The following is a 14994-nucleotide window of genomic DNA, read 5'->3' as shown; positions in this document are numbered from 1 at the left end:
GAAAGTTGGTTTAGCTTAAAGGCTAGTCACGTATCCTTCAAATCCTGAAGCAGTTTTTACTTTGAAGTTGATACCTGCTCCACTAAGATTGCTTAGTGTATAGATTTTGTGAAGTCCCTGTGGGTTATCGATTTTCTCTGTGTGGATCAATTTGTCACCATCGTAGATCATCACTTCTACATCTTTAGACTGTAGGTTGCTTACAAGCAATCTGTATTGATTGTCACCCATTGGAGATACTCTAGAGAATACAGCTGGAACTTCTGTTACGAAGTTGTTGAAAGAAGCAGTTCTTAAAACGCCTGATTCGTCCATAACTTCTACAGAGTATGATCCTTGAGGAAGAGATTTTAGATCATATTTCTTAGCAAACGCTTCGTCCTTGTTGATTCTGTCTCTCAAGATCAAACGATCTTCTGAATCTGTGATTTTCACGATCACAGTTCCTTGTGGTGCTTCATTGAAGGACACTGCTACCTTAGTAGTTTCAGTTTTTCTAATTAGAACAGTTGTTCCTTCAGATTTTGCAAAAGCTCCTGCAGCGATCCCCGCTACAAAAAGCAAAGTGAATAATTTTTTCATGTTAATAATTGGTTTGAATAGGTTCTAAATTTTGTGTAACCGCCAGACGACTGATCCGTCTTTTAGTGAGTATTTTGGGTTACAGTTTCCATCGGGGTAACCGATTGGTTTGTTATTATGATTCAAAGGTACTACGGAAAAACTCAATTGCAAATACTTCAATAAAAAAACATCATTGTTAATGATTCCATAACATAACATTGTAAAAATTGTAAATACAATAAAATGCTTTCGCAATCGATAGCGTGCCTTGTTGCATTTTGATTTTTGGGCTATTTGTAAAATATTTGTTTGTTATTTTGAAATACACAAAATATAATTACTTCAAGGCAAAAGGATTTCTATAGAATTCCAATGTAAATTTTGTGAAAAAAAAATCTCAAGTTTTAATATTGACCTTAAAAATTGAGGTTAAATCAGACCATTATTATAATAATCTCCTGAAAAATATTTCTTGATAGATGTGTTTTTACCCTATGATTCTAGATTTGACAAAAAAAATAGGTTTAGAGTTAAATTTCTAAACCTGTTTGGATGAATATAGCGAAAACTGAAATATTGCTGTTTTCGGCCTTTTGGGTAAAATCAGTTTTTGTTCTTATAATTTGTCGCTTTAGCCACCAATTCTTGATCAAACTTACCTTTCAATTCTACTACCATCAAGTCTCCATCATCACCTCCAACAAGTACCACTAAATCTGAAATGGTATTACCTCCTTTTGAATATACGATTACCCCGCCTTTTCCTTCAGAAGCTTCCATCAACAGCTCATATCTTTCTCGCTCCAATCCTTTCTGTAGTGCTTTGTATTCTTGACGTGTGTCATCAGCGTGGTCTGGTAGTGTGAAGAAGTTCAATTTCTCGATTGACTTTGCTACAGTAGCCATGTCATTTTTATCGATATCGATTTTGAAGCCTTCGGCAAAGTTCATGAAGTTGCCTCCCAGCTCCATGTGGAAGAAGTCATCTTCACCTTTGAATTTTTCATAAAGTGCTTTGACGCTTTTGCTTTGTGCCTGAACGGACATTACCGCTCCAATTAGTGCTAGGGTTAGAATGAGCTTTTTCATATGCGTATTATATAGTATGATTTGTTTAATGTTTTCCGAATTGTGAAACCTAGGGACTACCTTCTAGTTTCGCTTTACTTAATACTTATTTAACTCCCTTTGGCCCCTTGCTTCCTTTGCCATACATGTCCATTCCAGGAATATTAGTCTTTTCAGCAAGTAGGTTGAGATCTTCGTAAGTGAAGTTTCCTAGCATAGATAATAAGGTAAAGTCTCCCTCTTCTCCAGAGATCATCATTAGCTCTTTTACTAACCCGCCCTCCTCGCGAACCATAAACTTGAGGCTACTTCCTTTGTCTTCGACAATCATCAGGTCCTCGTACTTATTTTTGGAGAGTGTTCCCATTGCCTCTTTATAGAAAGTCAATCCATTGACCTCGTCTGAGGAAAGTATTCGGATCCCTTTTACTTTTTGTATTAGGGCGCCTAGGTCTTTCGAGTCTTTGTCTGTCCCCGCATTGCTTTTCAGAAATCCTCCCGCCATCTGCATCATCTTAGGGCTGATGTACACTCTGGAGAATCGATCGTCATCCATGTACTTGGAGAAAAAGCGCTGAATAGCATCATCCTGAGCCTGCGCTTTAATAATAAAGGCAAATAGCAATAGCGGAATTAGTATGAATTTTTTCATAGCTTATTTATTTGAAGGGTTGCCAAATAGTTGGTTAGTCGTATTCAGGTATTTCATATCATTCATTATGGTCATTTGCTCTTGCCCTCTGGAGAGATTGGTTTGGATCAGCGCAAAAGCCTGCATGACTTCCATATAAGCTTCTTGCTCAGCCTGCTTTTGCTCATAAACTCTCCATCCCCATACAGAACCTATCAGGATTGCTGCAGATGCCGCCCAATTCATCCAGTTTCTGGATTTGATTGGTACTACCTTGGTTGGCATTTTTAGGCTTGGCTCTTCAGAGGAAAAGTCACTTAAGCCCAAGAACAAGGCTTTTTCATCGGCATAGCCTTCAGTAGATAGGAGTAAGGTCTTGAGTTCTTGCTCTTCTTCTTGGCTGCTTTCAGCTTCCCAGTACTTTTCGAGTAATTCTTCTATTCGCTGGCTCATTTGGTTAATTTTTGGTTGAGCATCCGCTCTCGAATGCTTTTTCTGGCTCTGTGAAGGTTTACTTTCACTTGTTCCAGGCTTATATCTAGGTGCTCAGTGATTTCCTCGTAACTCAATCCTTCTACTTCTCTCAGGTGAAAAATCTCCTGCTGACGCAAAGGCAGTTCCTTGACAAGGATCATTACTTTTCGTACCGAGTCTTTCGTGTCCTCTGAAATTGATTCTTCTGCTTTCAATGCTTCCAGTCCTTCCAAAGAGTCGAGCTTTTTGGTTTGCCGAAAGTGCATCAAAGCTTCATTTTTTAAGCTGCTTACTAGCCAGCCCATCAGGTTTGGGTGGCTCCGAAGTTCATCTTCCCGTGCAAAAGATTTTTCGAAGACATTCTGAAGCATATCCTCAGCAAGGGATCTATCCCTCACCCAGAGATACCCTAGCCGGTAGAGCCTGCCTCTTTGCGGCCAGATATGTGCTTCAAAAAATGACTTCATTTGATACGGTAATGCATGGGAATTGTAAATGTTACAGTTGAGATGAGAAAAAAATTTAAAGTTTTTTAGATAAACTACAATAAAGGAGAGGGGAAGATGCTCAATAAATTAGGGTTTGGCTGAGATGGCTGTCTAGACTAAATTGCTTCTAAATTAGAGAGGGAAATAGTATGCATGCCGACTATTTCTTAATTTGCTAGAGCCTTATGGAAAAAATGACTGGAAATCTTACGAAAAAACGCATAAAAAAAGCCCTGAATTGCTTCAGGGCTTGTGGTGATAAATGGACTCGAACCATCGACTCACGGATTTTCAGTCCGATGCTCTACCAACTGAGCTATATCACCTTGTTTGTAAAGTGATGCAAAGGTAATTATTTGAGCATTTGATGCAAGTCATTTCATGAAAAAAAAACAGTCTAAAACCCAAAAAACACGCTAATAACATCACTATGAGCTTTTTACCTCAATTAATATTTTTGATCATTTTGAGCGCTGCAGGCTTCTTTCTGGTCAAACGGGTCAAATTCCTCCGAAGGAACATTCTTTTGGGTAAGGATGAAATCAGAAACGATCAGCCGGACAAGCGTTGGAAGACAATGCTGTTGGTGGCTTTTGGTCAGCAGAAAATGTTTAAGCGCTTTATCCCCGCATTTCTCCACTTCTTCGTCTATATAGGCTTTCTGGTTATCAATCTTGAAGTCCTAGAATTTGTCCTAGACGGTATTTTCGGTACGCATAGATTATTTGCTCCTTATCTCGGTGGTGCTTATCTGGCGGCGATGAACTTCTTTGAGTTTCTTGCTGTGATGGTTCTTGTTTCCTGTGTGATCTTTTTGATCCGAAGAAATGTGGTCAAGGTGCCTCGCTTTACGAAGCCAGAGATGAAAGGATGGCCAGCGATGGATGGTAACTTGATCCTTTGTATTGAGATCGTCTTAATGATGGCGATTTTGAAAATGAATGCAGCTGATCAGATCCTAGCTTCGAGAGGAGTGGGGCATTACATCGTAGTTGGGGATTTGTTCTTCAGTGGTCTGCTCCATCCGATTTTCGAAAGCATGAGTACGGGATTCTTGATTTTCGTGGAGAGAGCAGCTTGGTGGTTTCACATTGTTGGGATTTTAGCCTTCGCTATTTACGTGACGTATTCGAAGCATTTACATATTTTCCTAGCCTTCCCTAATACCTGGTATTCGAATTTGAAGCCTAAGGGTGAAATGGAAAACATGCCAGCCGTCACCAATGAGGTGAATATGATGCTTGGAATTCCTACAGAAGCGCCAGCTGATCCTCCCGCTGAGATTGGCAGGTTTGGAGCCAAAGATATCAATGACTTGAGCTGGATAAATGTGATGAATGCGTATTCCTGCACCGAATGTGGGAGATGTACTTCAGAATGCCCGGCAAATCTCACTGGAAAGAAGCTTTCCCCTCGTAAGATCATGATGGATGTGCGGGATCGTGCTGAGGAAGTAGGAAAGAGTTTGGATGCAGGAGGAAAAGGTTTGGAAGATGGTAAGTCTCTTTTGGGGGATTACATCACCAAGGAAGAATTGAATGCCTGTACGAGTTGTAATGCATGCGTGGAAGCATGCCCAGTGAATATAGATCCGCTAGCTATCATTCTGGAGATGCGGCGCTATGTCGCCATGGAAGAATCCGGAACACCAGCGCAGTGGAACGCGATGTTCCAAAACATGGAAACCAGCTTTGCTCCTTGGAAATTTAGTCCTCAGGATAGATTCAATTGGGCAGAGAAGGTGAAAGATGAAGAGATTCCAGATTAAAAAATTGAAAAATTTTGTAACCCAAAGAGTTTGAATTCGCGAGAATAAGCACAACTCTGAAGTTGCCCTCGCAAATCCAATATCGTAAATCGTAAATCAAAATCATGTCAACATATAAAGTACCAACCATGGCCGAAATGGCCGGCAAAGGAGAAAGTCCAGAAGTATTGTTCTGGGTAGGTTGCGCCGGGTCATTTGATGAGCGATATAAAGCCGTCACACAGGCTTTCGTGAAAATCTTAAATAAGGTAGGAACAAGCTTTGCCGTGCTCGGTCCAGAAGAAGCCTGTACCGGAGATCCTGCTAGACGTGCTGGAAATGAATTTCTTTTCCAAATGCAAGCAGTAGCAAATATCCAGGTGATGAATGGCTACAACATCAAAAAAGTAGTCACTGCCTGTCCTCATTGCTTCAATACCATCAAAAACGAATACCCTGCTTTGGGAGGGAATTATGAAGTGATTCACCATTCTCAGTTTCTCCAGCAACTCATCAATGATGGGAAAGTGGCGCTGAAAGGTGGTGGAGAATTTAAAGGAAAGAAAATAACCTTCCATGATTCCTGCTACTTAGGACGCGGAAACGATGTGTATGAAGCTCCTAGAGATGTTATCAAAGCGTTGGATGTGGAATTGGTGGAGATGAAGCGCTGCAAGACCAAAGGGCTTTGCTGTGGAGCTGGTGGAGCGCAGATGTTCAAGGAGCCAGAGCCAGGTAAAAAAGACATTAACGTGGAGCGTACCGAGGAAGCTTTGGCTACTGGTGCGAGCACAATAGCAGTAGGATGTCCTTTCTGTCTGACCATGATGACGGACGGTGTGAAGAACAAAGAAAAGGAAGCGGAAGTGAAAGTTTATGATTTGGCAGAAATGATCGCCAAGGACATGGGGATTTAAGTATTTTCTCTGAATCAATTTGGCCCTTTTTGCCGTTAGGTAGAAAGGGTTTTTCTTTGCCAACAAGAAACAAGCAATTATGTACGTAGAATTTAAAGATATGCCGGAAGATTCGCGGGTTTGGGTTTACCAGGCTGCACGCCAATTTTCTGAGCAGGAAAAAGAGTTAATAGCTTCCAGATTATCCCTCTTCTGTAATGGGTGGAATACACATGGCAATAGAATGCCGACTTCCTTCCAGATCTTGGAGGATCAGATTCTGGTTTTAGCGGTAGATGAGTCAGGACTTGGGGCAAGTGGTTGTTCTATTGATAGCTCCGTTAGAACTTTACGGGAACTGGAGGATGAACTGGAAAACAATATCACGGATCAAGGCAAAGTGACTTTTAAATCCAATTCGGGTGAAATCAACGTAGCTTCTGCTTTGGGAATCAAGTCAAAAGTCACTTCTGGAGAGATTGATTCGCAAACACTAGTGATCAATCCGCAGGTGCAAAGCAAAAAAGAACTTGAAAGTGTGTGGATTTTGGCAGGGAATAGCTGGCTGAACCGATACTTTCCAAATTAATTTAGTAATATTCAGAATAGATCATCAATAGCCGTTTCAGATGAAAAACCATTTTTTTTGGATTTGTCTTATACTCCTCATCGGGGTAAGCTCATGCAAAAGCCTTCAGGAAAAAGGTAATGACCAGTTTCTATCTGGTCAGTATCAGTATGCCATCAATTCTTTTTCTCAGATCTTGGCAGATGATCCTGAAAACAAGGAAGCAAATCAGGTGATCGCAGAGAGTTATAGACTGTCTAATAGGATCGAAGATGCTGCTCCGTATTACCAGAAACTAGTCGAGGCAGACCCTACTTTTGATAGCTATTATCGACTAGGTTTGAGCTTGAAAGCTCAAGATAAAAACGAGGAGGCACTGGAAGCTTTTGAAAAAGCTAAAGGCTACACACAGGACGAAACTTACTTGGCAGAGACTCAGCGTCAGCTCGAAGCTATCAAACTGACAAAGGGTATTAAAGATTATTGGCCTTATCATGAGTTGGTTAATTACAAAGAACTCAACACGTCGGGGCCTGACTATGCGCCTGTAGTCTCCGAGGATTTCATTTATTTCACTTCAGGTCGTCAAGCAAGCGGGCTTTATCCTGCCGATGGGTCGCCCTATACTAAAATATTCCGAGCAAGAGCAGAAGGACTTCGTGTAGATGTCACTGGAGCACAGCCTCTTCCTGAGTTTAAAAATGAAGAAGGATTGAATCAGGCGGCAATTGCTGTTAGTCCTGATGGAAATACGATTATTTACGCGAGAGGAAACTCTACCTCTGATAAAGATCTTCCAGAAACTGCGCTTTTTGTTTCTTATTTCAGAGGAGGAGGCTTTACACAGCCGATATGGATGCCTGTGAATGAGGATGAAACTTGGTGGAATTCTACTCCAGCTTTCTCCGCGGATGGTTCTGAATTGTATTTTGCTTCAAATAGACCAGGTGGTTATGGAGGGGTAGACCTTTATAAAGCAACCAAGTTAGCAAATGGAGATTTTGGAAGTCCTGTGAATGTTGGGCCAAATATCAATACTCCAGGCAATGAGCTTTTCCCAAGGCCGATGGCTGATGGTAAGTTTTTCTTTTCTTCAGACGGACATCCTGGTTATGGTAAACTTGATCTTTTCGTAGCTGAAAAAGATGCTTCCGGTGCTCAGGTGATCAAAAACCTAGGAGAAAACTTCAACAGTACAAATGATGATTTTGCTCTTTTCTTCACCGAATATCCAAAAGCTGGTTTCATCTCATCCAATCGTGATGGTGGTCTAGGTGATGATGATATCTATTTCTTTGAGGATAAAACACCGAAGCCAAAAATCATTAATGTCTTGCTAAATGTATTTACCAAACAGAGAGTGGCAGGAGCGGATGACGCTGTGCTAGAGCAAGCTCGAGTGGTATTGTATGATGAAAATAGTAAACAAGCAGGAGGAGATTTCTCGAACACCACTGGTCGTGTGAGATTTACATTGACACCAGATGCTGACTTTACTATCATAGCTTCAAAGAGTGGCTACTTCTCTAAGTCCATACCTTATACCACAAAAGGTAAAACGCCTGATATTTCCACACTCATCCAAGATGTAACCAATATTACGTTGGATACTACGATCGTGTTAGATCAGCTTGTTCTTGATCGTTCTATCGTATTGGAGAATATCTATTACGATTTGGATAAAGCGGAAATTAGAGCTGATGCAGCAGTGGAACTGAGTAAATTGGTTCAGATTTTAAAGGATAATCCGGCGATAAAAATTGAGTTGAGCTCACATACCGATTCGCGTTCTGGAGATGCTTATAATCAAAACCTTTCACAGAGAAGAGCTCAATCAGCGGTTGATTACATTGTTTCGCAAGGTATAGCTGCAGATAGACTGGTAGCCAAAGGCTATGGAGAAAGTCAGTTGATCGTCGCGAACGCAACTACTGAAGAAGAGCATCAGATTAACCGTAGAACTGAATTTAAGGTAATCGAGATTAAAGAGTAAGACAATATCTCCGATGAAGTAAATGGGCCTGTGCAAATCACTTTGCACAGGCCCATTTGTTTTAAGTGTATAGAACTTATAGATATTCCGCTTTGCTGCCAGTAGTTATTATTTTGCAATTGGCCTCGACTGCGCTCGGCCACCGGATTTAGGTAATTGTTAGGAGGGGGAGGAAAAGTGCGGCAGCGCCGCACTTTTCCTCCCCCTCTATATCTTCATTAAACGGCCGCCGAGCGTAGTCGAGGTGCAACAATTTTTATTTGGGTATTGATGCAATCTAGTATATACACGCATTGAATTACCTCTTTACTGACTTACTACTTATCACTTTTTACTTCCTTTTTACCTTCTCTACAATATCCTTCACGATCATCCCAGCATGTACTACGCTGTTTTCGATGAAGAACTCCCGGGTATTTAATCCACCGCAAACTACCCCTGCTAGGTAAACTCCCTGCACGTTAGTCTCGTGAGTGTGCTCGTCGTATTGTGGCTGGCATTTCTCGTCTTCACTCAGTTTTACTCCTAATTGATTTAATAATCCAAAATTCGGCTTGTAGCCTGTCATGGCAAGCACGAAGTCATTTTCTATGGTCACTTCTCCCTCAGGAGTTGAAATCACGACTTCATGCGCACGGATTTCCTTAAGCCTAGATTTGGTGAAGGCTTTGATAGATCCTTCCTTGATTCTGTTTACAATGTCTGGACGCACCCAGTATTTCACTGCTTGGTCTACTTCTTCTTCGAGTAAAACCATGCTTACTTCTGCTCCTTTTCTCCAGCATTCCAATGCTGCATCTACCGCGGAATTTGCTCCGCCAACTACCACGATTTTTTGGTTGATAAATGGCCAAGGCTCCTTGTAGTAGTGCTGCACTTTTGGTAAGTCTTCGCCTGGAATATTCATCAGATTTGGCAAATCGTAAAAGCCAGTGGCCAGAACCACATTCTTAGCTTGATATTTTCCCTTGGAGGTTTTGATGTGGAACAGCTCATCTTTCTTCTCTAGTATCTGCACCGCTTCATACAGTTTGACATTCAGATCGAAATGGGAGAAAATCCTTCTGTAATATTCCAGAGCTTCGGTGCGGTTAGGCTTGTTGCCAATTGACATAAAAGGTATATCTGCCATCTCCAGCCTATCTGAGGTGGAGAAAAAAGTCATGTTGATCGGGTAATTAAAGATAGAATTCGTAAGTGCTCCTTTTTCTACAATCACATAATCCAATCCTGCTTTTCCTGCTTCTACACCGCAAGCCAGACCAATTGGTCCACCGCCGATGATCAGCATATCGTATATTTTGTTTGACATTTGGTTTTAGGTTTGATCGAGTTGAAATTGAAAATCCAAGTCCTGAAAGATCTCAGGTTTCCATTGAAAACTTCGTTGTTTGAGCTGAACCAGCCCAGATGTATGTTGAACCACCGCAGCTGCCGAAACCGTTCCATAATTACCTGACATTCGAATTAATTGAGATGAAAGGCAAGTTTCCATTTCTAGGGGAATACCGGTTTTGGGAAGTTTTTCTGGCGGATAAGTGTCTTTGGATTTCAGGATATTAAGCAGATCATTGGTGGAAAAATCAGTCTTAATTAATTGCTCAAGCTGTTGTTTTGCCAATTGTACTTTTGGCCAAGGATCATCGAGAAGGGCATTACTCAAACCATAAGTTCCTGGTTGAACTTCCTGTATATCAAGTGAATAATTGCTTAGGTAAAACAGCTTTTTCCCATCACTGACCAATAGATTAAATCCATCATATTGATCTTGGTGTTTTTGAATTCCTTTCAGATATTCCTCCGCAGTAATATCAGTTTCAAGCCAATCCTGAACAAGCTTACCTCGGCTGATTTTTGCATTTCTAGGATTGTCAAAATCCCGATAATTTGTTAAAAGAGACCATCGTCCGTTAGGATGAAATCCCATCCAAGTACCACCGCTTCTAAGATCTTTACCAGCGTAAAATCCGCTTTCCCAGACGTGCATTGCTTGGGTAGGGCGTTCAAAAAACTCATCACGATTGGTACTGATGATCAATGGGTATTCTGGATGATTTCTCCAAGAAAAAGCTACTAGACACATAGGCTAAAAATAAAGAAAAGGCCGGGAATTCCGGCCTTTAGGGTGATTATCCAACTTTTATTTCTTCTAGTGTAGGGTAATCGGTGTAACCTGTTTCTCCAGGAGTATAGAACGTGTCCTTGTCTGGACTTTCAAGCTCGGCATTCTGCTCGAAACGCTCAACCAGATCTGGATTAGAGATATATAGTGTACCAAATGCAACCGCATCTGCATCGCCTTCTTCAATCACTTTATTTCCTTTTTCTTGATCAAAATCTGCGTTGATTACTAAGGTGCCATGATACAATGGACGGAAATGCTTCGCAATTTTGCTTACCAAATAAGGGATTTCTCTAACGTCATTAAAAGGCTCAGATAGGTGTAGATAAGCTAAATCGTACTCATTCAGTTTTTTGACGATGTACTCAAAAGTAGGGATGGTTTCTTCATCAGCAGTCATTCCGAAAATACCATTAAGAGATGGGTTTAGTCTCAAACCGATCTTTTGCTCAGGCATTACTTCTTTGAGTGCATCGATGATTTCAAATAGAATTTTTGCTCTATTCTCAATAGATCCTCCATATTCATCCCTTCTTGTATTACTGGTAGCATTGAAGAACTGATGAAGCAAGTAGCCATTAGAACTGTGAATCTCAATTCCGTCAAAACCAGCTTCCATTGCATTTTTACCAGCATTCTTAAAATCCTGAATGGTCTGCTTAATTTCTGCACGACTCATCTCTTTCGGAGTGACAGTTTCTTTGAAACCTTCAGGGGTAAAAGACTTTTCGTGCGGGTTAATGGCTGAAGGAGCTAAAGGCAATTCACCGTTATGAAAATCTGGGTGAGAGATCCTGCCTACATGCCAAAGTTGAATGAAGATGTGTCCACCTTTCTCATGTACAGCTTTCGTGACGCCTTTCCAACCTTCTACCTGTATGTCGGAGTAAATCCCTGGCGTGTTAATATAACCTATTGCCTGCTTAGAAACTTGTGAACCTTCGGTAATGATAAGTCCTGAAGAGGCGCGCTGAGCGTAATATTTTTCATGGATGTCAAAAGGTTTGTTGGAAGGATTGTCAGCTCTGCTTCTTGTCATTGGTGCCATCCAAACTCTATTTTTTAATTCTAACCCGCCTGCTAGAGTAATGGGTTTAAGTAATGCTTGATCGGTATTCATGGTATAGTTGGTTTACTTTTCAAAAATTCAATGTCTATACAACTAATGTCAGGGAAGTAAAGTTCAGCGTTTAAGGCTTAAGCTTATAGACTATGACATAAGGTTTATGCGAATTCCTTATTTGTATTCAAAACCTTTCCAAAGATTACCAATGGAACGAATTTCATCTTAAAATTAGGCGTAAATATGAGCTAGCTTTTACAGTGGGAGTGTTTTCAAAACATTTTTTCTATATATAATCGTTTGTTAAATAAGGTTTTAACGATTTTTAATACGATTATTTTCGTAGATGTTTTGACTTACGATTCTCTTCGTATATCTTTGGTACGAAAGTTATCGTATAACCTCCTATGAGTAAGCCAACCGAGTCAGAATTAGAAATACTTTCCCTGTTGTGGGAAATGAAGCAGTCCAATGTTCGTCAGATTCATGAGCGTTTAGCTCTGACAAAGGACACTGGGTACACTACTACCTTGAAGACCATGCAGAACATGCACGCCAAAGGAATGGTCAATCGAAATGAAGACCAGCGAACTCATGTTTATAGTCCTGTGACCAATCAAAAGGAGACCCAAAAGTCTTTGCTAAAGAATCTGGTAACTACGGCTTTTGGGGGGTCTGCGCAGAAATTGGTACTCCAGGCACTGGGGGAAGAGAATCCTTCTAAAGAGGAATTAGATGAAATACGTGCATTTTTAGACCAACTCGAAAACAAGAAATAATGAATCTTTTAAACGACTGGGTTCCTGAAAGTTTGCTTTATGCCATGGGCTGGACGCTCGTGCATTCACTTTGGCAATTAGTATTGATAGGAGCGGCTCTGTGGTTGATGCTGAAAGTTTTTCACAAAAACAGTCCCAATTTCAAGTATAATCTGGCTTTGGGAAGTCTGGGAATGAGTTTGCTTTTTGCGATAGCCACTTTCATCTATGAATTCTCAAGCTTTAGTCCGACTCCACTAGTGGATCGAATAGCATTTGAGGGAATGGTACTAAGTCAAGTTCAATCCTCAGCGAGCTTAGGAATCGAGAGTTTGATCAACCAATCAATTAACTGGATTGAAGGTCAACTTCCGCTCTTGGTTAATTTTTGGTTTTTGGGAGCACTGCTCTTTCTTTTCCGCTTAGTTAATAGCCTTTCAGAAATCAGAACACTTCGAAAATCATCCTCGGATCCTCAAGATTTTCAATTAGAAAAAATGCTTTACCGCCTAATGGGTAAAATGAATGTTTCCAGAAATGTGGAGATTCGACTTACTTCTTACGGTGTGTCTCCAGTCACTTTCGGCTATCTCAAACCTATTATTCTTATTCCGTCAGCACTGATTTTACAATTAGCACCAGTACAGCTTGAAGCGATCATCGCTCATGAACTGGCACATGTGAAGCGTAATGACTACCTCTCGAACCTACTGCAGTCTGCTCTAGAAGTACTTTTCTTCTATCATCCATGCTACTGGTGGATGAACCAGACGGTCAAAGAATTGAGAGAAAATGCTGCCGATGATGTGGCGGTGAAGGCGGGTGTAGCTCCTAAGGAATTAGCTTATAGTTTGGCTGAGGTCTTGAACTTTGCTAAGCAAAATCCTCCGGAATTAGCGCTGGCAGCAGCTAAAAAGAGAAATCCTACGCTGCAGAGAATCAAAAGAATACTAGGCCATCCAGCCCAGACTTATCCACAAAACCCTATTATTTCTATCCCTATGTTACTTACACTCTTATTAAGTGCTGGCCTGATGGCTACAGCGCAGCAGGACGTTTCTGTCTCTGTAGAAAATGCGAAGACGGTAGCCGTGAATGTGAATACCAATTTAAATCCGGTTGTTGAAGTTCAGAAAAATGCCAACGTTAATTTGGATGTCAATACGAATGTCAATGTGACTGTTGACACGATTATTTCCAAGTCCGATACCGTAATTGTGAAGAATAGCAACAAAAGGTCTTACGTATATAGTCATAATGGAGAGACCATCATTTTGGAGGATATGCCAGCGCTAGAGCTGACTCCAATGCCTCCGTTCCCAGCTGAATCGATGGCTCCTGTGATGGATTTCGTCATGGCAAGTGCTCCAGTAATGGACTTTGCAATGTCTCCAGTTCCTGGGTTCGAAATGGGTTCTATGCCAGCTATGGACTTTGATATGGGTGCCATGCCTATTATGGATTTCAAAATTTCTCCGCCGGTTTTTGATTATAGTTTTTATTCTTTCTCGTCAAAAGACACGATCAATATGTCAAAATCGGAGAAAGAGAACTGGGTAAAAGACATGGAGAAACGTGCCGATGAGTATGCCAAAAAGATGGAGAATTGGGAAAGTTCTATGAAGCCACAAATGGAAGCGTATGAGGCAAAAATGGCTGAGTGGCAAAAAGCATATGAGCCAAAAATGGAAGCTTACGAAGAGAAAATGAAGGCTTGGCAAAAGGAAATGGAGCCAAAAATGAAAGAGTTTGAGCAGAAGATGGAGGCGTGGCAAAAGACGCAAGAGCCTAAATTGAAGGAGTTTGAAGCTAAAATGAAAGCATGGCAAGATGCTAATGAGCCGAAAATGAAAGACTATGAGGCTAAGATGAAGGCGTGGGAAAAAGAGATGAAGCCAAAGATGGAGGAGTACGAGCGTAAAATGGAAATCTGGCACCAAGAGAATGCTGCCAAAATTGAAGGATACCAGAAAAAACTTGAGCAAGAATTAAAGAAAAAAGAAGACAATAAATAGACCTTTTATTCTTACGAACTTATCTGAAAAGATAATTGTGTGTTGATGCTTTGAAAAAGACCTGTCCGTTGGGCAGGTCTTTTTTTGGTTCTAGTTTAATTGCGCTAGTAAAGAGAATATCACGGTCAGTAGACGTGTAGATTCTGTTCTTTTTGTCCCAAATTCATTTCTGTTTTTTGGCTCTAATTTTAAGATTTTTCTAGTTTGATTTTTCAGCACTTTGGTCCTGACTAAGGGATCATCTAATCAGAAAAAGTCACCATTTCACTCTTTTTTTTGCTAAAAATGAGTGTTCAGTATTTAAATTTTCAAAATCAGAGTGAAGTACCGTGGGATTTTTCCCCACTTCACCGTAGAGTCTTCATCATTTACGGGAAATCACCCCACTTTTCTTCTGAGGGATAGGACTCTAATGCTATCATATTCCTTTCTGGCTATGAAAAACCTGTAATACGCTCTGTTTTACCCCATTTTGGGGAATGTCTAACCGCTTTCTAATCAATACTATACCCCTAAAAAAAACCTAGATTTTTTACTGATAAATATTGGGATGGAATAAAGATTTGTCTACTTTTAAGTCAAAGTGGGAATTTGTGGGGGAAAGTGG

Annotated in this window: 14 protein-coding genes and 1 tRNA gene; 6 read left to right on the top strand and 9 right to left on the bottom strand. The window is 40.7% G+C overall.

All coding sequences use genetic code 11. The features are described from left to right. Positions 1-15 precede the first annotated feature (15 nt). From BM291_RS03710 to BM291_RS03685, 6 genes are all read right to left on the bottom strand, one after another. Positions 16-582, bottom strand: coding sequence for a hypothetical protein (locus BM291_RS03710; RefSeq protein WP_092894818.1), 567 nt, complete (start codon positions 580-582; stop codon positions 16-18). Positions 583-1167: 585 nt separating this feature from the next. Further along, positions 1168-1653, bottom strand: a complete 486-nt coding sequence (locus tag BM291_RS03705) for a DUF4252 domain-containing protein (RefSeq protein ID WP_092894817.1) — start codon at positions 1651-1653, stop codon at positions 1168-1170. 85 nt (positions 1654-1738) lie between these two features. Continuing rightward, a complete protein-coding gene (locus BM291_RS03700; RefSeq protein ID WP_092894816.1) occupies positions 1739-2284 on the bottom strand; it encodes a DUF4252 domain-containing protein in 546 nt (181 codons plus the stop codon). A gap of 3 nt (positions 2285-2287) precedes the next feature. Continuing rightward, a complete protein-coding gene (locus BM291_RS03695; protein ID WP_092894815.1) occupies positions 2288-2716 on the bottom strand; it encodes a hypothetical protein in 429 nt (142 codons plus the stop codon). Next, positions 2713-3204 (bottom strand): RNA polymerase sigma factor, encoded by a 492-nt coding sequence (locus tag BM291_RS03690; protein WP_092894814.1) that lies wholly within the window; start codon positions 3202-3204, stop codon positions 2713-2715. The genes BM291_RS03695 and BM291_RS03690 overlap by 4 nt, the downstream gene beginning before the upstream one ends. A 274-nt stretch (positions 3205-3478) precedes the next feature. Beyond that, a tRNA-Phe gene (locus BM291_RS03685) sits at positions 3479-3551 on the bottom strand. Between the two features lie 104 nt (positions 3552-3655). On the opposite strand from BM291_RS03685, the gene BM291_RS03680 reads away from it, so the two are divergent. The 4 genes from BM291_RS03680 (at position 3656) to BM291_RS03665 (ending at position 8429) form a co-directional block, all read left to right on the top strand. Further along, a complete protein-coding gene (locus tag BM291_RS03680) occupies positions 3656-4993 on the top strand; it encodes a 4Fe-4S dicluster domain-containing protein (protein WP_092894813.1) in 1338 nt (445 codons plus the stop codon). Between the two features lie 104 nt (positions 4994-5097). Then, the gene (locus BM291_RS03675) at positions 5098-5889 is read left to right on the top strand and encodes a (Fe-S)-binding protein (RefSeq protein ID WP_092894812.1); all 792 of its coding nucleotides are present in this window, start codon (positions 5098-5100) and stop codon (positions 5887-5889) included. A 79-nt stretch (positions 5890-5968) separates the two neighbouring features. Beyond that, complete coding sequence (locus BM291_RS03670) at positions 5969-6457, top strand: hypothetical protein (RefSeq protein ID WP_092894811.1); 489 nt, start codon at positions 5969-5971, stop codon at positions 6455-6457. Between the two features lie 40 nt (positions 6458-6497). Then, positions 6498-8429, top strand: a complete 1932-nt coding sequence (locus BM291_RS03665; protein ID WP_092894810.1) for a CHU_0125 family OmpA-like outer membrane integrity protein — start codon at positions 6498-6500, stop codon at positions 8427-8429. Between the two features lie 331 nt (positions 8430-8760). On the opposite strand, the gene BM291_RS03660 is transcribed toward BM291_RS03665, so the two are convergent. The 3 genes from BM291_RS03660 to BM291_RS03650 are packed head-to-tail and all read right to left on the bottom strand — an operon-like array spanning position 8761 to position 11671. Then, positions 8761-9741, bottom strand: a complete 981-nt coding sequence (locus BM291_RS03660; RefSeq protein ID WP_092894809.1) for a YpdA family putative bacillithiol disulfide reductase — start codon at positions 9739-9741, stop codon at positions 8761-8763. A gap of 6 nt (positions 9742-9747) precedes the next feature. After that, positions 9748-10512: an NRDE family protein gene (locus BM291_RS03655; protein ID WP_092894808.1), complete on the bottom strand. Its 765-nt coding sequence runs from the start codon at positions 10510-10512 to the stop codon at positions 9748-9750. A 46-nt stretch (positions 10513-10558) separates the two neighbouring features. Continuing rightward, the gene (locus tag BM291_RS03650) at positions 10559-11671 is read right to left on the bottom strand and encodes an alkene reductase (protein WP_092894807.1); all 1113 of its coding nucleotides are present in this window, start codon (positions 11669-11671) and stop codon (positions 10559-10561) included. Between the two features lie 350 nt (positions 11672-12021). On the opposite strand from BM291_RS03650, the gene BM291_RS03645 reads away from it, so the two are divergent. Further along, entirely contained in the window at positions 12022-12393 is a 372-nt protein-coding gene (locus BM291_RS03645; RefSeq protein WP_092894806.1) for a BlaI/MecI/CopY family transcriptional regulator, read from the top strand. After that, the gene (locus tag BM291_RS03640; protein WP_092894805.1) at positions 12393-14387 is read left to right on the top strand and encodes a M56 family metallopeptidase; all 1995 of its coding nucleotides are present in this window, start codon (positions 12393-12395) and stop codon (positions 14385-14387) included. The genes BM291_RS03645 and BM291_RS03640 overlap by 1 nt, the downstream gene beginning before the upstream one ends. Positions 14388-14994: the final 607 nt, after the last annotated feature.

The sequence above is a fragment of the Algoriphagus aquimarinus genome (assembly GCF_900112005.1).
GTDB lineage: Bacteria > Bacteroidota > Bacteroidia > Cytophagales > Cyclobacteriaceae > Algoriphagus > Algoriphagus aquimarinus.
The sequence above is the reverse complement of the archived record's forward strand: the minus strand, read 5'-3'. Positions and strand labels throughout refer to the sequence as shown.